25 protein-coding genes are annotated in these 25360 nt (G+C 63.0%); 16 read left to right on the forward strand and 9 right to left on the reverse strand.

Going from position 1 to position 25360, the window contains the following annotated elements:
- Positions 1-28 precede the first annotated feature (28 nt).
- The 6 genes from NKI50_RS25795 to fabD form a co-directional block, all read right to left on the reverse strand.
- On the reverse strand, positions 29-919 hold the full coding sequence (locus NKI50_RS25795; protein WP_023719823.1) for a YicC/YloC family endoribonuclease: 891 nt from the start codon (positions 917-919) through the stop codon (positions 29-31).
- Between the two features lie 137 nt (positions 920-1056).
- On the reverse strand, positions 1057-2277 hold the full coding sequence (mltG, locus tag NKI50_RS25800) for an endolytic transglycosylase MltG (RefSeq protein WP_023719824.1): 1221 nt from the start codon (positions 2275-2277) through the stop codon (positions 1057-1059).
- Between the two features lie 93 nt (positions 2278-2370).
- A complete protein-coding gene (fabF, locus tag NKI50_RS25805) occupies positions 2371-3633 on the reverse strand; it encodes a beta-ketoacyl-ACP synthase II (RefSeq protein ID WP_023719825.1) in 1263 nt (420 codons plus the stop codon).
- A 34-nt stretch (positions 3634-3667) separates the two neighbouring features.
- Entirely contained in the window at positions 3668-3904 is a 237-nt protein-coding gene (locus tag NKI50_RS25810; RefSeq protein WP_006203723.1) for an acyl carrier protein, read from the reverse strand.
- Between the two features lie 187 nt (positions 3905-4091).
- Positions 4092-4829, reverse strand: coding sequence for a 3-oxoacyl-[acyl-carrier-protein] reductase (gene fabG, locus NKI50_RS25815; protein ID WP_023719826.1), 738 nt, complete (start codon positions 4827-4829; stop codon positions 4092-4094).
- 60 nt (positions 4830-4889) lie between these two features.
- Positions 4890-5855, reverse strand: coding sequence for an ACP S-malonyltransferase (gene fabD, locus NKI50_RS25820; protein WP_352639508.1), 966 nt, complete (start codon positions 5853-5855; stop codon positions 4890-4892).
- Positions 5856-6101: 246 nt separating this feature from the next.
- On the opposite strand from fabD, the gene NKI50_RS25825 reads away from it, so the two are divergent.
- Positions 6102-8027: an LTA synthase family protein gene (locus NKI50_RS25825; protein ID WP_352494869.1), complete on the forward strand. Its 1926-nt coding sequence runs from the start codon at positions 6102-6104 to the stop codon at positions 8025-8027.
- A gap of 39 nt (positions 8028-8066) precedes the next feature.
- On the opposite strand, the gene NKI50_RS25830 is transcribed toward NKI50_RS25825, so the two are convergent.
- The gene (locus NKI50_RS25830) at positions 8067-9611 is read right to left on the reverse strand and encodes a pilus assembly protein TadG-related protein (RefSeq protein WP_352481812.1); all 1545 of its coding nucleotides are present in this window, start codon (positions 9609-9611) and stop codon (positions 8067-8069) included.
- Between the two features lie 464 nt (positions 9612-10075).
- On the opposite strand from NKI50_RS25830, the gene rpsF reads away from it, so the two are divergent.
- The 13 genes from rpsF (at position 10076) to NKI50_RS25895 (ending at position 21870) form a co-directional block, all read left to right on the forward strand.
- Positions 10076-10576, forward strand: coding sequence for a 30S ribosomal protein S6 (gene rpsF, locus NKI50_RS25835; RefSeq protein ID WP_352481813.1), 501 nt, complete (start codon positions 10076-10078; stop codon positions 10574-10576).
- Positions 10576-10824, forward strand: coding sequence for a 30S ribosomal protein S18 (rpsR, locus tag NKI50_RS25840; RefSeq protein WP_006203718.1), 249 nt, complete (start codon positions 10576-10578; stop codon positions 10822-10824). Before rpsF ends, rpsR begins: the two co-directional genes overlap by 1 nt.
- 275 nt (positions 10825-11099) lie before the next feature.
- The gene (rplI, locus tag NKI50_RS25845) at positions 11100-11684 is read left to right on the forward strand and encodes a 50S ribosomal protein L9 (protein WP_352481815.1); all 585 of its coding nucleotides are present in this window, start codon (positions 11100-11102) and stop codon (positions 11682-11684) included.
- Positions 11685-11836: 152 nt separating this feature from the next.
- Positions 11837-13126 carry a cyclopropane fatty acid synthase gene (locus tag NKI50_RS25850; RefSeq protein WP_023719832.1) on the forward strand — a complete coding sequence of 430 codons (1290 nt, stop codon included), beginning with the start codon at positions 11837-11839 and terminating at the stop codon, positions 13124-13126.
- Positions 13127-13208: 82 nt separating this feature from the next.
- On the forward strand, positions 13209-13532 hold the full coding sequence (locus tag NKI50_RS25855; protein ID WP_352639510.1) for a YnfA family protein: 324 nt from the start codon (positions 13209-13211) through the stop codon (positions 13530-13532).
- A 3-nt stretch (positions 13533-13535) separates the two neighbouring features.
- A complete protein-coding gene (locus NKI50_RS25860; RefSeq protein ID WP_023719834.1) occupies positions 13536-14504 on the forward strand; it encodes a small ribosomal subunit Rsm22 family protein in 969 nt (322 codons plus the stop codon).
- 206 nt (positions 14505-14710) lie between these two features.
- Positions 14711-16201, forward strand: a complete 1491-nt coding sequence (locus tag NKI50_RS25865) for a replicative DNA helicase (protein ID WP_023677714.1) — start codon at positions 14711-14713, stop codon at positions 16199-16201.
- Positions 16202-16222: 21 nt separating this feature from the next.
- On the forward strand, positions 16223-16828 hold the full coding sequence (locus NKI50_RS25870) for a hypothetical protein (RefSeq protein WP_352481820.1): 606 nt from the start codon (positions 16223-16225) through the stop codon (positions 16826-16828).
- Positions 16828-18246 carry a DNA repair protein RadA gene (gene radA / locus NKI50_RS25875; RefSeq protein WP_023719836.1) on the forward strand — a complete coding sequence of 473 codons (1419 nt, stop codon included), beginning with the start codon at positions 16828-16830 and terminating at the stop codon, positions 18244-18246. The genes NKI50_RS25870 and radA overlap by 1 nt, the downstream gene beginning before the upstream one ends.
- Before the next feature lie 47 nt (positions 18247-18293).
- Positions 18294-18965 (forward strand): CvpA family protein, encoded by a 672-nt coding sequence (locus tag NKI50_RS25880; protein WP_352481821.1) that lies wholly within the window; start codon positions 18294-18296, stop codon positions 18963-18965.
- A 114-nt stretch (positions 18966-19079) separates the two neighbouring features.
- Positions 19080-20561 (forward strand): amidophosphoribosyltransferase, encoded by a 1482-nt coding sequence (gene purF, locus NKI50_RS25885; protein ID WP_502900384.1) that lies wholly within the window; start codon positions 19080-19082, stop codon positions 20559-20561.
- A 221-nt stretch (positions 20562-20782) separates the two neighbouring features.
- Complete coding sequence (locus NKI50_RS25890; RefSeq protein WP_023719839.1) at positions 20783-21523, forward strand: SDR family NAD(P)-dependent oxidoreductase; 741 nt, start codon at positions 20783-20785, stop codon at positions 21521-21523.
- Between the two features lie 125 nt (positions 21524-21648).
- Positions 21649-21870 (forward strand): hypothetical protein, encoded by a 222-nt coding sequence (locus NKI50_RS25895; protein WP_023719840.1) that lies wholly within the window; start codon positions 21649-21651, stop codon positions 21868-21870.
- Between the two features lie 39 nt (positions 21871-21909).
- Here the strand turns inward: NKI50_RS25895 and NKI50_RS25900 are convergent, their stop codons facing one another.
- Positions 21910-22416: an OsmC family protein gene (locus NKI50_RS25900; protein WP_023719841.1), complete on the reverse strand. Its 507-nt coding sequence runs from the start codon at positions 22414-22416 to the stop codon at positions 21910-21912.
- A gap of 324 nt (positions 22417-22740) precedes the next feature.
- Here NKI50_RS25900 and NKI50_RS25905 point away from each other — a divergent pair, with 324 nt between their 5' ends.
- Positions 22741-23649 carry a DMT family transporter gene (locus NKI50_RS25905; RefSeq protein WP_023719842.1) on the forward strand — a complete coding sequence of 303 codons (909 nt, stop codon included), beginning with the start codon at positions 22741-22743 and terminating at the stop codon, positions 23647-23649.
- A 201-nt stretch (positions 23650-23850) separates the two neighbouring features.
- On the opposite strand, the gene NKI50_RS25910 is transcribed toward NKI50_RS25905, so the two are convergent.
- Entirely contained in the window at positions 23851-24705 is an 855-nt protein-coding gene (locus tag NKI50_RS25910) for a LysR substrate-binding domain-containing protein (protein ID WP_352548981.1), read from the reverse strand.
- 114 nt (positions 24706-24819) lie between these two features.
- On the opposite strand from NKI50_RS25910, the gene NKI50_RS25915 reads away from it, so the two are divergent.
- Positions 24820-25227, forward strand: coding sequence for a tautomerase family protein (locus NKI50_RS25915; RefSeq protein WP_023719843.1), 408 nt, complete (start codon positions 24820-24822; stop codon positions 25225-25227).
- Positions 25228-25360: the final 133 nt, after the last annotated feature.

Below are 25360 nucleotides of genomic sequence, written 5' to 3' on the forward strand. Positions count from 1 at the left end.
TTGGCAGTCATGTGGCTTGGCATCGGGATCATTCCAGATTCTGGACCTGTTCGCGAAACTGGTCGACGACCGCCTTCAGTTCCAGTCCGATGGCGGTGACCGCGGCAGCATTCGACTTGGAACACAGCGTATTCGATTCGCGGTTGAATTCCTGCGCCAGGAAATCGAGCTTGCGGCCGACGGCGCCACCGCCGGCGAGCAGCGCCCGGCCCGACGCCACGTGCGTCTTCAGCCGGTCGATCTCCTCGCGTATGTCGGCCTTGGTGGCCAGGAACGCCGCTTCCATATGCAGCCGGCTGGCATCCAGATTGGCTGATGCGTCCATCAGCAGCCGGATCTGCTCTGCAAGCCTTTCGCGGATCGTGGCCGGCTCGCGTGATGGATCGGCCTCGGCCCGCAGTGTCAGCGCCTCGATGGCATCGATATGGCCGGACAGCAGGGAACGAAGCGCCGCACCTTCGCCTTGGCGCGCCTGCTGCAGCCCGTCCAGTGCTGCTTCCAGCGCCGACAATATCGCGGTATCGAGCGCACTGCGCGCCTCTTCGGTTTCGATGGCTTCGGGAATGTCGAGCACGCCGCGCAGCGCAAGCAGTCCGTCGGCCGCCGCAGGCGCTACTCCGAACTGCTCCTGCAGCCGCTTGGCCAACCCCGCCAGATCCTTCAGGAAAGCCTCGTTGACCACGGGTTGCGCTTGCGCGCCGGCGGCGCGGCCAATGGTCAGCGTCATCTGGAAATTACCGCGCCCAAAACGCTTTTGCACCGTCTGCCTGACTGCCGGCTCCAGCCGGTCGAAACCTTGCGGCAGCCGCAGCCTGACCTCGACGCTCTTGCCGTTGACGGACTTGGCTTCCCAGGCAATCGAAGTGCCTTCGTGTTCGGCGACACTGCGCGCAAAACCGGTCATACTCTGCAAGTTCATGTTGCCGTGCGTCCCCTTGCCGAATGCCCCTCAAGCCGGAACGATTGCTCCGGACAGGATCATGTGAATTTCAATGCCATAGCAGCCCTTGCACATCCACCCGGACATGCACAGGGCCGACCTGATGGCGTCTGGCCCTACTGGGCGGCGGTAGCCCCCGCATCGTCAACGATGGCTCCCGCCGGCGTGTCGGCTCCGGTATTGGTTGCCCCGGCCTTGGCGGCGTCCTGCGCCTGCTTTTTCAGCAGTGCCCGGTAGCGAGCGACATTCTCGTTATGCTCATCGAGCGTCGCGGCAAAGACGTGGCCGCCGCTGCCGTCGGCGACGAAGTAAAGATCGCTGGTCTTCGACGGATTGGCGACTGCCTCCAGCGCCGCACGGCCGGGATTGGCGATCGGCGTCGGCGGCAAGCCGTTGATCAGATAGGTGTTGTAGGGCGTCGGCTTCTGGATGTCCGACTGATAGATCGGGCGGTCGATGGGTTTGCCCTTGCCGCCGAACAGGCCGTAGATGATGGTCGGGTCCGACTGCAGCCGCATACCCTTGGCCAGCCGGTTGAGGAAGACGGCCGCTACCCGCGAGCGTTCATCGCCCTTACCTGTCTCCTTCTCGACGATCGAGGCCAGGGTGACAAAATCCTCAATGTTGGCGATCGGCAGATCCGGCGCTCGGCGCTGCCAGACTTCGTCGACCAGTCTTTTCTGGTCGGCCAGAAGCTTGTCGACCATCTGCTGGCGTGTTGCGCCGCGGGTGAAGCGCAGCGTGTCGGTGGCGAGGCTGCCCTCGGGTGGAGTGGTCGACGGCATATCGCCGGCCAGTGCGTCCTGCTCAGCGATCCGTTGCAGTGCCTGCTCGACCGTCAGCCCCTCGGGGATGGTCAGCGAATACATCACCGACTTGCCGCTCTTCAGCAGTTCCATGATATCGTGCATCGAAGCCTGCGGCTTGATCTCGTATTCGCCAGCCTTCAGGGCGGAATCATTGCCGAAGGCGCGTACGCCAAGGCGGAAGATGCGGGCGTCGCTGATCAGCCCTCGCCGCTCAAGCTGGTCGGCGATCTCCTGGACGCCGCTATTCGGCTTGACCAGGAAAGTGTCGCCATTGGCCGACGGGCCCGGCTCGTTGAATTCCTGCTTGCCGAAATACAGCGCAACGCCTGCCGCCAGAACCATCAGCATCACCGAAGAGATGACGAAGTTCATGAACACGACGAACTGGCTGCGCGAGGCACGCGAGCGCTTCGGCGGCGGCGTGCCGGCCTCGGGCCGCAACGCCTCGCTGGCCGTCTTCGGCACGATCGGGCCGGGGGTTGCTGCCCGTTGCCCGAATTCCCCGTTATCGGCCGGATTTGTGTTCATAGCGCCCTACCAATTGATCTTGCGACGAATCCCCTCGGGCAGAGTAGGGGCGAATATGGCAAAATTGACGGCAGACGCAAACCGGCGGAGCGGTCAGCCATTGTAGCGCTGGAAGACGAGCGAGGCGTTGGTGCCACCGAAGCCGAAGGAGTTGGACAGCGCCACGTCGATCTGCCGGGCTCGCGGCTTGTGCGGCACAAGGTCAATCGCCGTTTCGCGCTCCGGATTGTCGAGATTGATGGTCGGCGGCGCGATGTTGTCGCGAATGGCGAGGATCGAAAAGATCGCCTCGGCAGCACCAGCCGCGCCCAGCAGGTGGCCAATCGACGATTTCGTCGACGACATCGATATCTTCGAGGCGGCGTTGCCGACCAGCCGCTCGACGGCGCCGAGTTCGATCGTATCGGCCATGGTCGAGGTGCCGTGGGCGTTGATGTAGTCGACATCGGCGGGCGTCAGCTTCGCCCGGTTCAGCGCCGCCGTCATGCAACGGAAAGCGCCGTCGCCGTCCTCGGCTGGCGCGGTGATGTGATAGGCGTCACCGGTCAGGCCGTAGCCGGTGACCTCGGCATAGATCTTGGCGCCGCGGGCCTTGGCGTGTTCGAGCTCCTCGAGCACGACAACACCGGCGCCCTCGCCCATGACGAAACCGTCGCGATCGCGATCATAGGGGCGCGAGGCCGTTTGCGGCGCGTCGTTGCGGTCGGTGGAGAGCGCGCGGCAAGCCGCGAACCCAGCGATCGAAAGCCTCGTCACCGGCGCTTCGGCGCCGCCTGCGACCATAACGTCGGCATCGCCCCATATGATCAGCCGGGCGGCATCGCCGATGGCGTGCGCACCGGTCGAGCAAGCGGTGACGACGGCATGGTTGGGGCCTTTCAGCCCATGCCGGATCGAGACCTGGCCGGACACGAGGTTGATGATTTGGCCGGGGATGAAGAACGGGCTGATGCGGCGCGGACCGCGTTCCTTGAGGATCATCGCATTCTCGGCGATGCCTTCGATGCCGCCGATGCCGGAACCGATCAGCACGCCGGTGGCGCACTGTTCCTCATGCGTCTTCGGCTGCCAGCCGGAATCCTTGAGCGCCTCGTCGGCGGCCGCGATCCCGTACAGGATGAAGTCGCCGATCTTGCGCAGTTCCTTCGGCTCGAGAACGGCTTCAGGATTGAAAGTGGCATTGGAGCCGTCACCGCGCGGAATGACGTGGGCGACCTTGCAGGCAAGGTCTTCCACCTCGAATTCGGTGATGCGCTTGGCTGCACTGCGGCCGGTCAGAAGCTCATTCCAGCTGTGCTCGAAGCCCATGCCGAACGGCGAAAGCAGCCCAAGGCCCGTGACGACGACACGCCTCATCGCAGGTCCTCCCCGGTGATGACTGCAAATAGCGTCAGGCCGAGGCCTTGTCGATGTATTTCACCGCATCGCCAACAGTCAGGATGGTCTCGGCCGCATCGTCGGGGATTTCGACGCCGAACTCTTCTTCGAACGCCATGACAAGTTCGACCGTGTCGAGGCTGTCCGCGCCCAGATCATCGATGAAGCTCGCCTGCTCCGTCACCTTGTCGGCATCGACGCCAAGGTGCTCGATGACAATCTTCTTGACGCGCTCTGCGGTGTCACTCATTTGGGCATCCTCGTCTTTTGGTTGTCTGTCTTCGTTAGCGGGCAGAATGCCGCTAATCAAGCTGAAAGATGGTCCTGCGGGAAACGCAGCGGAACAGGACCGGTTTTTGCCCGAACCGCCGGGTTGCGGGCGGCATTACACGAAAAATCCCGTGCATCCAAGACGGAATGAAGCGTTTTCCCAAGTGTTAGATCATTGCCATGCCGCCATTGACATGAACGGTCTGGCCGGTGACGTAGGCCGCCTCATTGGAAGCGAGGTAGGCGACGGCAGAGGCGACTTCGGCGCCCGTGCCCATGCGCCGCGTCGGGATCGCCGCCATGATCGCCTCTTTCTGCTTGTCGTTGAGCTTGTCGGTCATCGCCGATTCGATGAAGCCCGGGGCGACGCAGTTGACGGTTATATTGCGGGTGGCGATCTCCTGCGCCAGCGATTTGGAAAAGCCGATCATTCCGGCTTTGGAGGCGCAATAATTGGCCTGGCCGGGATTGCCGGTGACGCCGACCACTGAAGTGATGTTGATGATGCGGCCATGGCGGCGCCGCATCATCGGATGGGTAAGCTCGCGGGTCAGCCGGAACACGGCGGTCAAGTTGACCTCGATCACGCTATCCCAGTCGGCATCAGCCATGCGTACGAACAACCCGTCCTTCGTGATGCCGGCATTGTTGACGAGGATGTCGACGCCTTCGAGATCGGCCTCCGCCTTCTGGCCAAGCGCCTTGACCTCGTCGCGATTGGAAAGATTGGCCGGAAACAGCTTGACCCGGTCGCCCAGTTCGGCGGCCAGCGCCTCCAGTTTCTCGATACGCGTGCCGTGCAGGCCGACGATGGCGCCCTGGCCATGCAGTACGCGGGCGATCGCCTCGCCGATGCCCCCCGATGCGCCGGTGACGAGCGCCTTGCGGCCGGTCAATTCGAACATTTTTGTCTCCTGATCTGAGCGAACACCCTTCGCACGGAGCGGGGTCAAATCGCCAGTTGATTATGCAAGCGCCGCCAGCGCCGCCTCGACATCCGCCGCGGATCCGATTGCGCTGGTGGCAATATCGCGGTTAATGCGCCGCGCCAGCCCCGACAGAACCTTGCCGGCGCCTACTTCATATAGCGTCGCAACGCCATTCGCGCCGAACCACTCCACCGTTTCGCGCCAGCGCACGCGCCCGATCACTTGTTCGACGAGGCGGCGGGCGATCTCGTCGGGATCGCTCGTCGGGGTCACCGTAACATTGGAGACCAGCGGCACGGCCGGTGCACTCTTCGTCACGGCGGCCAGTGCCTCCCGCATGATCTCGGCCGCCGGCTTCATCAATGCCGAATGGAAGGGCGCCGAAACCTGCAGCATGAGCGCCCGCTTGGCGCCCTTCTCCGTGCATAGCTTCGCCGCCAGTTCGACCGCCGACCTGGCGCCGGAGATTACCAGCTGGCCGCCGCCATTATCATTGGCGATCTGGCAAACCAAGGCTTGCGCGGGATCTTTGGCCGCGCCTTGGGCAGCCTCTGCGCAGGCGGCTTCGACGTCGGCTTGTTCCAGCCCGATGATCGCCGCCATGGCGCCCTCGCCGGCCGGTACCGCCGCCTGCATGGCGTTACCCCGGATGCGCAACAGTCGGGCGGCGTCGGCGACCGAAACGAAACCGGCGGCCGCAAGTGCCGAATATTCGCCAAGCGAGTGGCCGGCGACATAGGTGACCTTGCCTTTCAGGGAGAAGCCGCGCGCCTCCAACGCCCGGATTGCGGCAAGCGACACCGCCATCAGCGCCGGCTGGGCATTGGCGGTCAGCGTCAGCGTCTCTTCCGGGCCTTCCCAGATAAGCTTCGATAGATTTTCGCCGAGCGCATCATCGACTTCCTCGAAGATCCGCCGCGATTCAACAAAGGTATCGGCAAGGTCCTTGCCCATGCTGACAGCCTGGCTGCCCTGCCCCGGAAAGGTGAATGCGATGGCCATCGGCGGCTCCCAGCTGCTGGTTCTCGTTGCCTGTGACGCAAGGCGTGCGGCCAAGTCAAGTCCAACCTTGACCGCGCAACGTCGGCCGAGTGCCTGTTTCGGCAGGCTTTTTGGCGATCACTCATGATGAAAACCGCTCACGATTTGTTTGCTGGCTCTTCTTATTTCCGCCACAGGCGCTAGCTTTGCGTGACAGTTCGATGACAGTCGAGTGACGCTTTTGTTGCGGGCCGGGGAACTATCGCAGTGGCAAAGACCAAGAAGAGCGCAGCCGAGGCCGCGCCACAGTTTCTCGAAGGCGATCCGGCCACCGGCTATCTGCCAGGGCGCAAATGGCCTGTCATCCGCTATGGCTTCATCAGCCTGTTGGCCGCGGCCATCCTGGTGTTCGCTATCGAATTGATCGTGCGCGGCAACTTTGCCGGCACCATCGACTTCTTTCTGCAGCCCTTCAAACCCGGCTGGACCACAATCATCATTTTTGCGTTGATCCTCATAGGGCTCGACGCCGTGCTCGGCCGCAGCCATCAGAGCCTGATGATCCTCGCGCCGCTGACGTTGTCGCTGGCGTTCGTCGGCCACCAGAAGTCGCTCTATCTCGGCGATCCGCTCTATCCGACCGATTTCCTCTATTCCCGGCAGATCGTGGCGCTGATGCCGCTCCTGGTACGCGATCGCCCGGGAACCGCCATTGCCCTGGCGATCGGCATCGTCGGCGGGCTGTCGCTTCTCGTCTATGGCTGGCGGCTATGGCGCCGCCGCGTTCCGGCGCTCAGCCACAAGGGCCGCCTTGCCCGGCTGACGCTGACAGTGCCGCTGATCGCCTTCTTCGTCTCCATCATGGACTATGCCACTTTCTCATGGACGCGCGACCGGCTGCAGATCATCCCGATCATGTGGGACCAGAAGGAAAACTATGCCTCGAACGGTTTTGCGCTCGCATTCGCGCTGAACGTCCCGATGGCCCATGTCTCGGCGCCGCCCGGCTATTCCGGCAAGGCGATCGAAGCGATCGGCAAACCGCAGGTGACGGTCTCGGTACCCGCCGAGAAGCCCGACATCATCGTCGTCATGAGCGAATCCTTCTGGGATCCGACCAAGCTGCCCGGCGTCACCATCACGCCCGACCCTATCCCCAATGTGCGGGCACTGCGCACGGGCTACATGTTCTCGCCCGAATTCGGCGGCATGACGGCCAACATCGAGTTCGAGGCCCTGACCGGCTTTTCCAACGCCTTCCTGCCGGCGGGCAGTATTCCTTACCAGCAATATGTGCGGACACCGACCCCGTCACTGGCGACCTTCCTGAAAAGTCAGGGCTATCGGGCACGCGCCATCCACCCCGGCACCAACTGGTTCTGGAACCGGGGAGCCGTCTATGCCGATTTCGGCTTCAACGACTTCAAGTCCGAGGAGACGTTGCCGCCCATGCAAAAACGCGGACCGCTCGCGTCGGACGCGGCGATGACCGACGAGATCATCCACGAGGCCGATACCAGCGCCGAGCCGGTGTTCTTTTTCGCCGTCAGCCTGCAGAACCACGGGCCGTATGAGCCGTATCGCTATAACAATCCGACCCATAAGGTGCAGGCGCCGATCAGCCAATGGGCGCGTGAATCGCTGTTGAGCTACGCCGAAGGCTCTTCCGACGCGGACCGCGGCCTCGAGCGGCTGATCGAATGGGCGAAGAAACGCCAGCGGCCGACGGTCATCGCCTTCTTCGGCGACCATCTGCCGCCGCTTGGGCCGGTCTACGTCGAGACCGGTTTCATGAAGGACAATGTCGCGCCGCGCAAGGAGGCGGCCGACCAGATGCTGCTGCATCACCAGACGCCGCTGATCGTCTGGTCGAACCGCAGCGGCCCGGCCGAGGATCTCGGCGCCGTCAGCCCAGCCTTCCTGCCCTACCATATCCTGAAGACTGCCGGCATCAGTCATCCCTATTATACCGGCTTCCTCGGCCAGTTGCGGGAGCACTACCGCGTCATCGACCGCAATTTGCTGTTGGCACCGGCGGGCGACGCCACCCCCGATTGGTCGCGTCAGAAAGAGATCGACCCGGCAATCCGCGACTTCCGTCTGCTGCAGTACGACATGATGTTCGGCAAGCGCCATGCGGCGCCCGACTTCTTCCCCGAAACCACAGGCAAAGTGGCTGCGCACACGAGTTGAGCAGCGGCGGCGGAACGGCCGTTGGGCGACTGACGTCGTTCAGTTCGTCAAGTGCAGTTGCGAGATCGAGCTTCCGATTTTCAGGAAGACGCTTTCGAGCTGACTGACGTCGTTGGTCGGGTAATAATCCGACGGCGACGACGCGCAGGCCTCGTAGAGCTTGCGGTTGGCTGCGGTGTCGGCCTGCAGCAGTACTGTGAAGATCTGCACGTCCTGTTTCTTCAACGTGTTGCAGACATTGGTTGTCCAGTCGTCGACATTGCGCGCGGCCGCGGTCTGGTCGCTGGATCCGAACCGACCCGAAGCCAGGAACCCGTAAGAACCATAGTCCGACTTCTGTGGCGTATCCTTCGCGCCATAGACAACATTTTCGCCGTCGGTGAGCAGCAGCACCGTTTTGGTCGTGCCTGACGCCCTGAACGGCGCGCCGTCACTGTAGGGCGGTTCCGGCGAGAGTACCCGCATCCCCCATGACAACCCTTCCGAAACATTGGTCCCCGAGCCGTTCCATTCGATCATCTCACTGACGGCCTTACGCAATTTGTCGAAATCGTCGGTCAGCGGCACTATCGGCGTCGGACAGGCCCGGTTTGGGCCGATGGTCAGGGGGCCTTTCTTGTCGTTGATCAGCTTCATCGTCGAAACACTGTACTTCGCGATGTCGCCGGTGAGGCCGGGAAGCAGGGTGATAACCGTATCGTCGAGATAGGAATTATTGTAGCCGGTCGCCGAATTGCCATAGGAGCTGTTCGGATTTTTGGCGTTACCTGGATCGTCCGGCGCGAAATAAGGTACGAACAGGGTGTCCGGTTTGTTTTGGTCGGGCGAAATGTCGGAAACATTGTTGGTTCCGGGCCGCGCCTCGACGCAGCCTCTCCATTCGACGCCCAATTGCTTGAACAGGTCCATATGGGTGATGCGCTTGCCGCCGACCAAGGGGAAATTGGCGCCATTGTTCGGCGATTTGCCGGCCATGTCGATCCAGGACGGATCGTAGTCCTCGCCCTTGACGTTGACCGCGGTGACGAACGGCACCACTGCGACACGTACGCTGCGTGTCGGCGACTTCGCGGCTTCGAGCATATCGATCAAGCCCGTCGCCGCCGTCCGCAATGCGCCGATGCGATCGTTGCTGGCCATCGACCCGGTATTGTCGAGCACCAGTACGACTTCGAGCTGATTGGTCGATTCGACGGCGCCAGCATCGACCGTGATGCGCTTGTCGTTGCCGAACAGGAAAGCGAAGTTCAAGTTGACGTCCGCCGCGGCGACAGCCTTTGTCTGGATGTAATTGAGGCCCCTTTCGACGGTAAGCGTCGCTTCGGCGTTCCTCAACTCGCTGTGGCCGGCGACATTGGTCTGGAAATAGCGGTCGAACACGTCCTTGCGCGTGGCCTCGATGTCGCCGAGATGCGAAGATGCAAGGTTCGCGGCATCGAGCGCGTTCTGCAAGCTGACCTTGGCCCTCATCAAGGTGGACACGTCCACGGCAAAGGCGACGGCCGTCAGAACCGCAGGCAACCCGAACGCCAGCATCAGGGCAAAGTTGCCGCTCTTCGAACGGCAGAACTTGTCGAACAGCATTTTACCCCCAAACCGCCTTGCTGGCGGCCGCGCGCGAACTGTTTCGTTTTGCATTCGCATGATGAACGGCGGGTTGCCACCACGCCCGCCGGCACGGGGAACTTCGCATGATGGTTAAGGTCAGGTTTCAGGAAATCCGTAAAACCTTGCCATCGAGGTCCGTTGTGCTCTGGAAGGTAGGGCGCTAGTCGAGCCGTTTGGCCTGTCGTTTGGCCTTGCTTTGCGGTCAAATTCCTGTATAGACGCCCGCAATCTGCCGGTCCTTGCTGGGGGCTGAACGGAGGGCCGGAGGTTTTCGAAACCTTCGCGTGGAGCCAGAAGCGCTTCCGCCTCCCGTGTCTCCGCTCTCGACCGTCTCATCATGCTCCTTTCTTCCCCGTCTTCGCAAGGATTGCGGGTCAGAGAAGTTGCAGAGGCTTTTGCCGCCGGGAACCGGGAGAGAAACGAAGAAAGGCACGAACACTATGGCTCTATACGAACATGTGTTTCTTGCCCGGCAGGACCTCTCGCAGCAGCAGGTCGATGCACTTGTCGAACAGTACAAGGGCGTCCTCACCGCGAATGGCGGGTCCGTCGGCCGGGTCGAGAACTGGGGACTGAAGTCCCTCACCTACCGGGTCAACAAGAACCGGAAGGCATATTATACACTCATGGACATCACCTGCCCGCCGGCCGCGCTCAATGAGATGGAGCGCCAGATGGGCCTGTCCGAGGACGTGCTGCGTTTCCTGACCATCAAGGTCGATGCGCATGAGGAAGGCCCGTCGGCAATGATGCAGAAGCGCGAAGAGCGCTCGGAACGCGGCGGCTTCGGCGACCGCGACCGTGGCGATCGTGGCCCGCGCTCATTCGGCGACCGCGATCGCGGTGACCGTGGTGATCGTCCGCCGCGCAGCTTCGGCGATGGGGGTGCCGATCGTGGCCCGCGCCGTCCGCGCGAAGGCTTTGAAGGAGCCGCAGAATAATGGTCGACATCAACCAGATCCCAACCCGGCGCCCCTTCCACCGTCGCCGCAAGACTTGCCCGTTCTCCGGCGCCAACGCGCCGAAGATCGACTACAAGGACGTGCGGCTTCTGCAGCGCTACATTTCCGAGCGCGGCAAGATCGTGCCGTCGCGCATTACCGCCGTCAGCCAGAAGAAGCAGCGCGAACTCGCCAAGGCGATCAAGCGCGCCCGCTTCCTCGGCCTGCTGCCCTACGTGGTCCGCTAAGACTGATTAGTTGACCATGATCTTATCCGAAAACCGGTTTTCACTTTTCGGGATCATGGTCTAGCCAGCGGGCGGTTCGCCGCCTGCTTTTTTCACCGGCCACGACGGGCGTAGCTGGATCGAACACCAAATCCCGGGTTGGATTTCGACAAGAGATCCTAACTGCCGCGACAGGCAGGACAGCGACACAGGCGGCGACGCCCCAGCTTCCTGACCTGTTCCAAACAATTCGGCGCCGATCCTGAGGATAGGCGCCCAACCGAAGGAACAAAACCATGGAAGTCATTCTTCTCGAACGCGTTTCCCGGCTCGGCCAGATGGGCGACACCGTCAGGGTCAAGGACGGGTTCGCCCGAAATTTCCTGCTGCCGCAGGGCAAGGCGCTGCGCGCCAACGAAGGTAACAAGAAGAAGTTCGAGGGACAGCGCGCCCAGCTCGAAGCTCGGAACCTGGAGCGCAAGTCCGAGGCCGCGCAGATTGCTGAAAAGCTCGACGGCAAGAGCTTCATCGCCGTGCGCTCGGCCGGCGAGACCGGTCAGCTCTATGGTTCGGTGTCGACGCGCGACATCGCCGAGCTGTTGACGGCGGAAGGTTTTTCGGTGAACCGCAACCAGATCCTTCTCAATCAGCCGATCAAGACCATCGGCGTCACCAACGTGGCGATCGCGCTGCACCCGGAAGTCGAGGTCACCATCACGCTCAACATTGCCCGCACGGCCGACGAAGCCGAGCGCCAGGCCAAGGGCGAAACGCTGACCACCGCCGAAGCCATCTACGGCGAAGACATCAACGACAATGCGCGGCCGGAAAATTTCTTCGATCCGAACGCGGAGTTCGAGGGCGGCGAAGACAACGGCTGATCGTTGTTCGCCGGCATTCGTCGGCTAATACCTATCTGGACCAATGCCCGGGCCTCGCACCCGGGCATTTTTATGCCAAATGGAACTTTTCGAACCCCTATATCTTGATGCAGAATAGGACAGCATGTCTGGCCGAGAGGGGACAATTGGTCATGAATATTCTGCTGAAGCGCGTTCTCGACCGCCTGGTCCGCACAGGCAATCTCAAGGTGACAGGGCCGCAAGGCTCGATGGTGACTTTTGGTGACGGCAGCGGCGAGCCGGTGCACATGCACATCAAGACAAGGCATGCCGAGCGCGCCATCACTTTTGATCCGATGCTGGCGGTGCCGGAAGCCTACATGGACGGTGAACTCGACATTATCGAGGGCGGCGTGCTGGGGGTGATGCGCATTGCGTTCCAGAACATGGGCAGCGGCGGCATCGATGCCACCTGGTCGAAGGCGATCGAGGGTCTGCGCCACGCCTTCCGGCGCCTGCAGCAGATCAACACGGCGTCGCGGGCGCGCCGCAACGTGCAGCGCCACTACGATCTGTCGGGCGACCTCTATCGCCTCTTCCTCGATGAAGACATGCAGTATTCCTGCGCCTATTTCGAGCAGCCGGACATGACGCTCGATGAGGCCCAGGCAGCCAAGAAGCGCCACATCGCCGCCAAGCTCAGGTTGAAAGCGGGCCAGACGGTACTCGACATCGGCTCCGGCTGGGGCGGGCTTGGCCTCTATCTCGCCAAGGCGTTCGACGTCGACGTGCAAGGCGTGACGCTGTCGACCGAGCAGCACGGCGTCGCCACCGACCGCGCGCACGCGCAAGGCCTGCAAAACCGGGTGCATTTCGACCTCAAGGACTATCGCGAGCTCAATGAGCGTTTCGACCGCATCGTCTCGGTCGGCATGTTCGAGCATGTCGGCGTCAATCATTTCCGTACCTTCTTCGACAAGTCGGCGACGCTGCTGAAGCCGGACGGTGTCATGCTGCTGCACACGATCGGCCGTTCCGGTGTGCCGTGGGCGACCAGCGCCTTCATTCGCAAATACATCTTCCCGGGCGGCTATATCCCGTCGCTCTCCGAAGTGATGCCGGCTATCGAAAAGTCGGGGCTCGTCGTCACCGACATCGAGGTTCTGCGGCTGCATTATGCCGAGACGCTGAAGCATTGGGGCGAGCGCTTTGCCGCCAACCGCGACAAGGCCAAGGCGATCTATGACGAGCGCTTCTGCCGCATGTGGGAGTTCTATCTTGCCGCCTCGGAAGCTGCCTTCCGATGGCAGGATCTGGTGATCTTCCAGATCCAGATTGCCAAGAAGAACGACACGCTGCCGGTGACGCGCGACTACATGGCCAGTTGCGAGAAGGCGCTGGAGATGCGCGATCTTGGACGTCGTGAAAAGGCTCCTGCCGCCAAGCCCACTCGCCGCCGCAAGGTGGCGGATCCGGAGTAGACTGCCGGCGATCGCGCCATTGCCGCTTGCCATTGCCGGCTGGCACGCTGAAAAAGGTCTCGTCAACGCGGGACCTTTTTTCATGACCTACCACCTCTACGTCGCCGCCGCACTTGCCGAGATCGCCGGCTGCTTCTCGTTCTGGGCGTGGTGGCGGCTGGATAAGTCGCCGCTGTGGTTGGCGCCCGGTCTCGTCTCACTGGTGCTATTCGCGTGGCTGCTGGCGCTTGTCGACACCAGTGCGGCGGGCCGGGCCTATGCCGCCTATGGCGGCATCTACATTGCCGCCTCGCTGGTCTGGCTATGGTTGGCGGAAGGCGTGCACCCCGACAGTTGGGATCTTGCCGGTGCCACGATGTGCATCATTGGCGCCTCGGTCATCGTGCTCGCACCTCGGGCTGCGTAGACCATGGAACTGCCCGCCCCGCTTAGACAAGGCGTCGACCGCCTTCTCGAACAGGTGCCGTTGCCGATGATCAAGCAAGCGGCCAAGACGCTGTCGGACCGCTACCGCGCCGAGTTGCGCGATGGCCGCCTGCACATGGCCGAAGAAATGGCGGTTAAGGCCTATCTGGCAACGCGGCTTCCGGCGACCTATGCGGCCGTCCGTGCCAGCCTCGATGCGGTGGGCGAGTCTCGGCCCGACTATGCTCCGAAGACCTTGCTCGATGTCGGCGCCGGCCCTGGCACGGTGCTTTGGGCCACAATCGATCTCTGGCCCGATCTCGAACAGGCAGTGCTGCTCGAGGCCGGTGCCGCGGTGCGGCGGGTCGGCGAGGCGCTTGCCGCCGAGACAATCCATGCCAAGACCGCCTGGCTGACCGGCGACGTCACCATCGACCTGGTCGATCTGGAGCCGGCCGAGCTGGTGACTTCGGCCTATGTGCTGGATGAGATCGCGCCGGCATCGCTGGCAAAACTAATCGACCGGCTCTGGCAGCTGACCGCCGACACGCTGCTGGTCGTCGAGCCCGGCACGCCGGCCGGCTGGCAGCGCATCCTTGCCGTGCGGCGGCAGCTGATCGAGGCGGGGGCGCACGTGCTCGCGCCCTGCCCGCATGAGGCGCCCTGCCCACTTGTCGCTCCCGACTGGTGCCATTTCGCCCGCCGCGTCGCCCGCTCGCGCCTGCACCGTCTGGCCAAGGATGCCGAGGTGCCGTGGGAGGACGAAAAGTTCATCTTTGTCGCCGCTTCCCGTCATCCGGCCGCTCCGCCCCGCGCGCGGGTGATCGCACCACCGAAATCGGGCTCCGGCAAGGTCTTGCTGAAGCTTTGCCAACAGGATGGTCATGCCGCCGAGCGACTGTTCACGAAGCGCGACGGCGAGACGTTCAAGGCCGCGCGGCGACTGGACTGGGGTGACGCCTTGCCGGAATGATCGGCAGCTATTTTCCTGTTTTGTTCTCGCCCAAGAACGGTTAGGCTCGCCATCTTGATTCGAGTCAATCGAGATTCTTTCCACCGAAGTATCTTGGCTGTGAATCGCGGGCATCAAAGTTGGTTGGTTGGGGACTGATGCAGATAAGTCATCACCGACTTGTCTCGTTCTGCTATCGAGAGACCGGGATCAGGACCGGGGACATCATGGCAGAGGCAGCACGAAAATTCGGCGTGGCGGAAACACCGCTCTATCGCGAGGCGCCGAACAACATCGAGGCCGAGCAGGCGCTGCTCGGCGCCATACTGGTCAACAACGATGCGTTCTACCGCGTCTCCGACTTTCTGAAGCCTGGCCATTTCTACGAGCCGCTGCACAGGAAGATCTTCGAGGTCGCGGCCGAGCTCATCCGCATGGGCAAGATCGCGACGCCGATCACGCTTAAGACCTTCCTGCCGGCCGACGAGAAGGTCGGCGACATGACGGTGGCGCAATATGTCGTGCGGCTGGCGGTCGAGGCCGTCACCGTCGTCAACGCCACCGACTACGGCCGCGCCATCTACGATCTGGCCACGCGCCGCGCGCTGATCACCGTCGGCGAGGACATGGTCAACATCGCCTATGACGCGCCGGTCGACATGTCGCCCTCCGACCAGATCGAGGACGCCGAGCGGCGGCTGTTCGAACTGGCCGAGACCGGCCGCTACGACGGCGGCTTCGAGAGCTTCACCGACGCTGTCAAGACGGCGGTCGACATGGCCAATGCCGCCTATATGCGCGACGGGCATTTGTCGGGCGTCGCCACCGGCTTGCGCGACCTCGACCGTCGCATGGGCGGCCTGCAGTCGTCCGACTTGATCATCATTGCCGGCCGCCCCGGCATGGGTAAAACCTCGCTCGCCACCAACATCGCCTTCAATATCGCGGAGGCGTATGTCCCGGCGCAGCAGGCCGACGGCTCGTTCAAGGCGGCCAATGGCGGCGTCGTCGGCTTCTTTTCGCTCGAAATGTCATCCGAACAGCTCGCCACCCGCATTATTTCCGAACAGACCGAAATCCCGTCGTCGAAAATCCGCCGCGGCGAGATCAGCGAGATGGATTTCGAAAAGCTCGTCGCCTGTTCGCAGACCATGCAGAAAATCCCGCTGTTCATCGACCAGACCGGCGGTATTTCCATCGCTCAGCTGTCCGCCCGCGCGCGTCGCTTGAAGCGCCAGCGCGGCCTCGACGTCATCGTCATCGACTATATCCAGCTGATGCAGGGATCGAGCGCGAAATCATCGCAAAACCGCGTCCAGGAAATCACCGAGATCACCACCGGGCTCAAGGCACTGGCCAAGGAGTTGGCGGTGCCGATCATCGCGCTGTCGCAGCTGTCGCGCCAGGTCGAGAGCCGCGACGACAAGCGCCCGCAGCTTTCGGATCTGCGCGAATCGGGCTCCATCGAGCAGGACGCCGACGTGGTGCTGTTCGTCTACCGCGAGGAATATTATCTGAAGAACCGCGAGCCGAAGCCGGGCACCGACGAATACATCAAGTGGGAACACGAGATGAACGAGATGCGCGGCAAGGCCGAAGTAATCGTCGCCAAGCAGCGCCACGGCCCAACGGGATCGGTCAGCCTCGCCTTCCAGGGCGAATTCACCCGCTTCTCGGACCTTGCGGAAGAGCATCATTTGCCGGATCGGTTCGAGTAGGCATTGTCGCGGAGCAGCCGATTGGACTTTAGCGATATCTACCAAAGGATAAAATTCGAAGAGTATAACATCTCCGAGGATGAACGCGCGCAACTCACTGAATATTTGAGATCTGCCCGGTCAATTTCTCGCACGGAATCGCACGCCGGTTTGCTGGTGTTCTGCTACTCAAGCGAACCTACGCCCGAGAACGTTGAATTGGTGAGGAAATTCCTTGCCAAGCATGTCGAAGACTATACGCGAAGCGCGGCAGTGACCGGTCTTTATCGAGTTTGGAAATTGGGAGCGACAGCTGACATCGACGATCTGCTGAGTTTTTTGGCCCTTTCGTTGGACGAAACTCGGCACGACACCTCTCTGGCGGCGATCGGGTGCGCATTCCTTTTGATGCACCGGCTCAATGATCGTCGCCTCTCGACTGCCCTTATGAGATTGCTGGAGACGTTGCACGATGAAGTCGGGCGAGAGAACGACTTCGCGGTCGGTCTGTTCAGATATGCGTGTTGGTCGGCATACGACAATTGGGCTCTGAGAAACGGCCAGCGCCGCACTCATTTCGATACGATCGAAGATGCTTTGCCGGTTTACTGGGATCGTCCCAAATACCTCTTGGAACCAATAAACTGATGGCCAAATCCCGTATCCAGTTCATCTGCCAGAATTGCGGTTCGGTGCATCAGCGTTGGGCCGGCAAATGTGATGCCTGCGGCGAGTGGAACACGCTGGTCGAGGAAGGCACGTCGGGCGGCATCGGCTCCGGCCCGGCCAACACCCGCAACGCCCGCAAAGGCCGCGCGGTGGTGCTGACCAGCCTCTCCGGCGACATCGAGGACGCGCCGCGCATCGTCTCCGGCATCGGCGAACTCGACCGCGCCACCGGCGGCGGCTTCGTGCGCGGCTCGGCGCTTTTGGTCGGCGGCGATCCCGGCATCGGCAAGTCGACGCTGCTCACCCAGGCTGCAGCCGCACTGGCGGCAAAGGGCCACCGCATCGTCTACGTCTCCGGTGAAGAAGCGGTCGCCCAGATCAGGCTGCGCGCCCAGCGGCTCGGCGTCGCCGACACCCCGGTCGAACTCGCCGCCGAGACCAACGTCGAGGACATCCTCGCCACCATTGCCGATGGCAAGCGGCCGGACCTGGTCATTCTCGATTCGATCCAGACGCTATGGACCGACATGGCCGATTCAGCGCCCGGCACGGTGACCCAGGTGCGTGCCGCCGCCCAAGCGATGATCCGCTATGCAAAATCCACAGGGGCGGCGATCGTTCTGGTCGGCCATGTCACCAAGGAGGGCCAGATCGCCGGCCCACGCGTCGTCGAGCACATGGTCGACGCGGTGCTCTATTTCGAGGGCGAAGGCGGCCACCACTACCGCATCCTGCGAACGGTCAAGAACCGCTTCGGGCCAACCGACGAGATCGGCGTCTTCGAAATGTCGGACAAGGGCTTGCGGGAAGTCGCCAACCCGTCCGAGCTTTTCCTCGGTGAACGTCACGCGAAATCGCCGGGTGCCGCGGTTTTCGCCGGCATGGAAGGCACACGGCCGGTGCTGGTCGAGATCCAGGCGCTGGTAGCACCTTCGACGCTCGGCACGCCACGCCGCGCCGTCGTCGGCTGGGACGGCGCCCGGCTGTCGATGATCCTGGCGGTTCTGGAAGCCCATTGCGGCGTTCGCTTCGGCACGCACGACGTCTATCTCAACGTTGCCGGCGGCTACCGCATTTCAGAGCCGGCGGCCGACCTGGCGGTGGCGGCGGCACTGGTTTCCTCGCTCACCGGTCTTGCCCTTCCCGCCGATTGCGTCTATTTCGGCGAAATCAGCCTTTCGGGGGCGGTGAGGCCGGTTGCGCATGCGCAGCAGCGCCTCAAGGAAGCCGAAAAGCTGGGTTTCGGAAGCGCGGTTCTGCCCTTGGGCAGCGAGGAACTTGTTGGTGGTAATGGGGCCGGGGGGATCGGAGCCGGCGCTTTCCAGCCCACCGAGCTTGCCGATCTCGTGGCGCGCATAGCCGGCTCTCGGCGCAGCCGCGCCGACGAGCAAGACTGATGCGGCTCGTCGAGTCGTGAAAAAGAGATCGGAGCGGGGCGAAAAACATGCCGATTACGCTGCTTGACGGAATTCTCGTCGGCTTCACCCTGGTCTCGGCGATGCTCGCCATGGTTCGCGGCTTTTCGCGCGAGATCCTGTCGATCATCTCCTGGGCAGTTGCCGCTGCGGCGGCCTTCTTCTTCTACAAGCCGGTGCTGCCTTACATTCAGCCCTATATCGACAACGAAAAGGCAGCCATGGCGGCGGCCGCCGGTATCGTCTTCATTGTCGCGCTGATCGTCGTTTCCGTCATCACCATGAAGCTCGCCGACTGGATCATCGATTCCAGGATCGGCGCGCTCGATCGCACACTTGGCTTCCTCTATGGCGCGGCGCGCGGCATCCTGGTGGTCGCGGTCGCACTGCTGTTTTTCAATTGGCTGGCCGGCGCCAAAGCTCCAGGCTGGATTGCCAACGCCAAGTCAAAGCCGCTGCTCGAATCGATCGGTGCCAAGCTGGAAAGCCTGCTGCCCGAGGATCCGGAAAACGCCATCCTCAACAAGCTCAATCCGAATCGGCCGGCCACCGAGACGCCTCTGGCCCCCGACGCGCCTGCAGCGGAAGCACCTGCCGCCGGCGACGACGCCACTGCTCCGGCACCCGATGACAGCGACGCTCCGCCGGCCGACAATGCGCCCGCGACGCCGGCACCTGCAAACCCGGCGCCGGCAAACTGATTTCGGCAGACTTGCTCGCCTCGAGACTGTCGATCATGTGAACGTCGCACGACGTGCGTTGCTTTCGATGCGCTATGACCTTATATGGCGACTTTAGCGGAGCTTGAGCCCCCAATGGCAGCCTCAGTGGCAGACGCAGACGACGTGCTTTCCGCCGAAGCCGACGACCATTTCCACGACGAATGCGGCGTGTTCGGCATTTTCGGCCGGCAGGACGCCGCAGCCATCGTAACACTCGGCCTGCATGCGTTGCAGCATCGCGGCCAGGAAGCGGCCGGCATCGTTTCCTATGACGGCACCCAATTCCATGTCGAACGCCATGTCGGCCTGATCGGCGACACCTTCACCAAGCAGCGTGTCATCGACAGCCTGCAAGGCAACCGTGCCATCGGCCACACACGCTATGCCACCACCGGTGGCGCTGGCTTGCGCAACATCCAGCCTTTCTTCGCCGAACTTGCCGATGGCGGCTTTGCCGTCGCCCATAACGGCAATCTCACCAACGCCATGACCGTTCAGCGCGCCCTGCAGAAGCAGGGCGCCATCTTCTCTTCCACCTCCGACACCGAGACGCTCTTGCATCTGGTCGCCACCAGCAAGGAGCGCGACCTCAATTCGCGCTTCATCGATGCGGTGCGCCAGGTCGAAGGCGCCTTCTCGTTAGTGGCAATGACGTCCAAGAAGATGATCGGTTGCCGCGACCCGCTCGGTATCCGGCCGCTGGTGCTAGGCGATCTCGACGGCGCCTGGATTCTCGCCTCGGAGACCTGTGCGCTCGATATTATCGGGGCGCGTTTCGTGCGCGACCTGAAGCCCGGCGAAATGGTCGTCGTCACCAGCAAGGCCATCGAAAGCCTGTTCCCGTTCGAGCCGCAGAAGACCCGCTTCTGCATTTTCGAATATGTCTACTTCGCCCGGCCGGATTCTTCGGTCGAAGGCCGCAATGTCTACGAGGTACGCAAGCGCATCGGCGCCGAGCTGGCACTGGAGAGCCCGGTCGAGGCCGACATTGTCGTGCCGGTGCCGGATTCGGGCACACCGGCGGCGATCGGCTTTTCGCAGGCCGCGGGCATTCCGTTCGAGCTCGGCATCATCCGCAATCACTATGTCGGCCGCACCTTCATCCAGCCCGGCGATTCGATCCGCCACATGGGCGTCAAGCTCAAGCACAACGCCAATCGCCGCATGATCGAAGGCAAGCGTGTGGTGCTGGTCGACGATTCGATCGTACGCGGCACCACCAGCCAGAAGATCGTGCAGATGGTGCGCGATGCCGGCGCCAAGGAGGTGCATATGCGCATCGCCTCGCCGCCGACGCGCGCCTCGTGCTTTTACGGCGTCGACACACCGGAAAAGTCGAAGTTGCTGGCCTCGCGCATGTCGGTGGAGGAGATGGCCGAGTTCATCCGCGTCGATTCGCTCGGCTTCCTCTCGATCGACGGGCTCTACCGGGCCGTCGGCGAAGCCGGCCGCGACAACGAGCAGCCGCAATTCTGCGACGCCTGCTTCACCGGCCAGTATCCGACCCGGCTTGCCGATTTCGAAGGCTCCGACAATGTCCGCACGCTTTCGCTCTTGGCGGCGGGCGGGTCGTAAGGTTGCCGGATCGCCATTTGTCTTCGCCAGGTTACCCCCCCTCTGCCCTGCCGGGCATCTCCCCCTCAAGGGGGGAGATCGGCTGAACTGTCGACTTTCGCCAATCGCGACGGTCGCAGAACAGGCGCTGAGCCTGATGAGGGCCAATCTCCCCCCTTGAGGGGGAGATGCCCGGCAAGGCAGAGGGGGGTGCTTCACGCCGACCTCATGGAAGTTCAAGCATGACCCTCGATCTCTCCGGCCGCGTTGCGGTCGTCACCGGCGCCTCGCGCGGTATCGGCTATTTCATCGCCAGGGAGCTTGCCGCAGCCGGTGCGCATGTGATTGCGGTTGCCCGCACCGTCGGCGGGCTGGAAGAGCTCGACGACCAGATCAAAGCAGGCGGCGGACAAGCGACGCTCGTCCCGCTCGATCTTGCCGACATGGCGGGGATCGACCGGCTGGGCGGCGCCATCCACGAGCGCTGGGGCAAGCTCGACATACTGGTCGCCAACGCCGCTGTGCTCGGCGTCATCGCCCCGATCGGCCATGTCGAGGCAAAGACCTTCGAGAAGGTGATGACCATCAACGTCACCGCAACATGGCGGCTGATCCGCTCGGTCGACCCGCTGCTGAGGCTTTCCGATGCCGGCCGCGCTATCGTGCTGAGCTCCAGCCTGGCCCACTCCGCACGCGCCTTCTGGGCGCCTTATGCGGCGTCGAAGGCGGCGGTCGAGGCCATGACGCGTTCGTGGGCCCATGAGACCGAAAACCTGCCGCTCAGGGTCAACGCCGCCGATCCCGGGGCAACGCGCACCGCGATGCGGGCGCAGGCCGTACCCGGCGAGTATCCGGAAACGCTGCCGCACCCTTCGGAGATCGCCAAGCGTATCGTGCCGTTGGCCAGCCCTGCGCTCAAGGAGACGGGGCTGATCTTCCAGGCCAAGCACAACCGCTTTGTCGCCTACCGGCAGCCGGAGTAAGCGGCCTTGCATCACGCGGCTGTGATGCCGTGGCTTAACGCCGCGCTTCGGCCCAGCTTTCGCCGCTTGGCCGGAGTTGCTAGGATCGCACCGACTCCCAAAACAAGCAGAGCGAGGAAACACCCATGGCGGCACCGAGCGTAGCGTTGGTCTGGTATCTGGTGATCGCCGGCCCGCAAGGCGGCATGGTCGTGCTGCCCAGCACCTTCGACACCCGCGAACAGTGCACCTCCGCCGTCACCGAATACCAGAAGCAGCCGACGCCGGCCGGCTGGTCGGTGCAGTGCGTGCCGAGTGCCTCGCCGTTCGCGGACGAGGGCGACGCCGAGGAGCCGTCGGCGCAGTAGGAGCGTCATCTCCTCCCTTGAGGGGGAGAGATTGGCACATCAGCGTCGCGCGCTTACCGTCAATTCGGGCTTCTGGCTGATGGTCTGGAGCACCACGCAGTAGCGCTCGGTCAACTTGATCAGCGCATCGATGCGCTCCTGCGGCTCGTCGGTGTCGAGGCCGAATGTCAGCCGGATGGCGCGGAAGCCAACAGGCGCATCCCTCGCCACGCCAAGCGTGCCGCGAAAGTCGAGATCGCCTTCGGCTTCCACTGTGGCGGCCCCAAGCTTGAATTCCAGCGCCGTGGCCACCGCCTTCAGCGTGACGCCGGCGCAAGCCACCAGCGCCTCCAGCAGCATGTCGCCGGAGCAGAGTTCGAGCCCGGTGCCGCCGGTCGCCGGATGCAGCCCGGCAATGGCGATCGCCCTGCCCGTCTCGACCTTGCAGGCGATCGATTGGTCGTCGATCGAGCCTTTGGCGCGGAGAGTAATCAGCGCGCGCGAGGCGTCGTCGCGATAGGCCTCCTTCAGCGGCGCCTGCATGGCCTTCAATGCAATCGCGTCCATTTCATTTCTCTCCCATAGTTGCCTGGCTTCGCTGCTTAACGGCGGTGTCGCCTGCCCCAAACGCAAGTCCCCGCTGGCGTAGCGCTTGGCAGGGTTTCGCCCGTATAGCCTGACGATACGGGGAGCATCCAACGCCTTCACACCCTCTCTCGCAACACATTCGTAAGGCCGCCGGACATATGGCCGATAACGCCATCCTGGAAACCCGCGAAAGGGCTTCGCCGGCAGCCTGTTCACCGGGGCTGCCGGTCTGCTGTTTCGATGCACGACGCCTCGATCAAGCTGACACTATGGTGTCAGGACGGGGCAGCGTAGGCTGGTGAAATGACGGAATCGCTGGACATGTCAGGCACAGTGGAAAGCGCCCGCGAACGTACCCTTGGCATCATCCTGGTCTCGGCGTCGGCGGCCGTCTTCGGCCTCACCGGCGTGCTGACCAAATCGATCCATTCCGACCCGCTGACCATCACCTGCTGGCGCGGCTTCGTCGGCTCGATCCTGATCAGCCTCTATGTGCTATGGCGCCGCCAGCGCTCCGGCGGTCGCGACAGCCTGCGGCTCGGCTGGCGCGGCTGGCTGCTGGCGATCGAGGGCGCGCTCGCCAGCATCGCCTTCATCTCGGCGTTCAAGTTCACCTTTGTCGCCAATGTCGCCATCATCTATGCCACCGCCCCCTTCGTCACCGCGCTGCTGGCCCTCCTGTTGGTCCGCGAACCGTTCCGGCTGCAGACGCTTGCTGCCGCTGCCGTGTCACTATGCGGGGTGGCGATCATGGTCTGGTCGGGCTTCGGCACCGGCCATCTGTTCGGCGACGGGCTGGCGCTGCTGATGACGATCGGCAGCGCCCTCTACATGATCATGGTGCGCACCTTCCGCGATACGCCGGTGGTGTGGGCGGGTGCGGTGTCGGCATTCCTTTTGTTCGTGCTCGGCTGGTTCGTCACCGATCCGCTGGCCGTCTCGGCCAGGGACGCATTGCTTCTAGCCACCTTCGGCTCCTCGTTCGCGCTTGCCTCGATCCTGTGGACGGAGGGCGCCCGGCTCATTCCGGCGGCCGAGTCTGGACTGCTGGGTTCGGCCGAAGTGCCATTCGCGATCCTGTTCGCCTTCCTGTTCCTGGCGGAGATCCCGCCGGCGGCCAGCATGGTCGGCGGCGCAATCGTGCTTTGCGCGGTGTTCGCTCACGCCGGCCGTGACTGGCTGATGGCCAGGCAGCGCGCAGCGGATGCATGACCAAAATCCTCGCCACGCCCGAGGGCGAGTTGGAGGGTCCGATCACGCGAAATCCGTGCCTGAAAATAAATTTTGAAAAGTCATGGAACCATCATCGGGCTCAGGCATTATGGCTGCGACGGGCCACCCCCAAGTCCCCCCAAACCCCTCGGCCCGTCCTACTCAGAAGCCGACCGCAAGGTCGGCTTTTTCTTTGCTGACTCAACTGGCCAAGCCCAGGTTGCCGCTGAACAACGCGGCCAGATCCTGCGCCGGCCGGTCGGCATCCTCACGCAAGCGGATGGCGAATTCGGCGACCGGCACCGGCGGCAGATCAAGATCGCGCGGCGCCTCGACGATGCCGGAATGAGCGAAGCGCGCCGTCCTCAACGTCAAAGCGATGCCAGCGTGTACCGCCGTACGCAGGCCGGCAAGGCTGGCACTGCCGGCAGCAATGCGATAGCGGCGGCCGGCCGCATCCAGTGCACTGGTCGCTGCATCGCGAAACCCGCAATGGGGATCGAGCAGCGCCAAGGGCAATTCCTCTTGGCGGGTGGCCAAGCCGTTTTGTGAGCAAAGCCAGATCATTGGCTCTTTGAGCACGCCGACTTCGTCCCGCGTCGGCGCCTGTCGCATGGCAATGGCCAGATCAAGGGTGCCGGCTTGCAAAGCCTGCGCCAGTTCGGCGGAGCGGCCGACGCGCAATTCGATCCTGACGCGCGGATGGCTGACAGCGAAGGCCCTGAGAAGCTGCGGCAAGCCGCTGTCGGCGAAATCCTGCGTCGTGCCGATGGCGACGCGCCCATCGGCATGCGCCCCTTTGAGGGCCAGCCACGCCTCGCGGTGCGCAGCAAGAATGCGCCGCGCGTGGCCGACCAGATCCTCGCCTGCCGGCGTCAGGCCACGCCCTCGCCCCTGCGGCACCAGCAGCGGTTCGCCAACTATATCCTCCAGCCGCTGCATCTGCGCGGTCACCGCCGACGGCGAGCGGCCGACGATCGACGCCGCCTGCGCCAGCGAGCCGCTATCGACGAAAGCCAGGAAAGTTTTGAGAAGGTCGGGATCGAGCGCCTGCATAATTCGATAATATCTAAGTGTTTATCAAAAACAATTCGATTTTTCTGACTCAAGAACGATGGCATGATTTTCTCGACGGCGAAGAGACGCCGCTTGAAACCGAGGAGAAGAAACATGCCGATCATCAATGTCAGCGTTACCGGCAAGCCCGATGCCGCTTTGTCCGCCGCTATTGCCAAGGAGGTGACCGAACTGACGGCCACGCATCTGCGCAAGGACGCGACGATCACAGCTGTCGCGATTTCCTATCTCGACCCCGAGCACTGGTTCGCCGGCGGCAAGTCGCTGGCCGAGCACGGCGCCAACACGGCTTGGCTCGACATCAAGGTCGTCGACGGCACCAATACCAAGCTCGAACTGGAGGCCTATCTCCAGGCAATCTTTGCAGCATTCGGCCGGCTGCTAGGCAAGGTCCATGAGGAAAGCTATGCCCTCGTGCACGAAGTGCCGGCGGCCGCGTATGGCTTTGGCGGCAAGACGCAGGAATTCCGCTTCATCAGCGGGAGGATGAAGGCGGCGTAGCTGCGATTTGTGGAGAAGGCAGCCGAGCCCACTGATAGCAGGAGAGACGGAAAAATGAAGCCGCATTGACGTTGATCCAACTTCGGCTAGGTTCTCACCCGAAGCGGCCACTGAAGAGCCGCGACGTGAGATT

Origin of the sequence: Mesorhizobium sp. M0563 (genome assembly GCF_040321065.1) — a bacterium.
Taxonomy (GTDB): Bacteria; Pseudomonadota; Alphaproteobacteria; order Rhizobiales; family Rhizobiaceae; genus Mesorhizobium.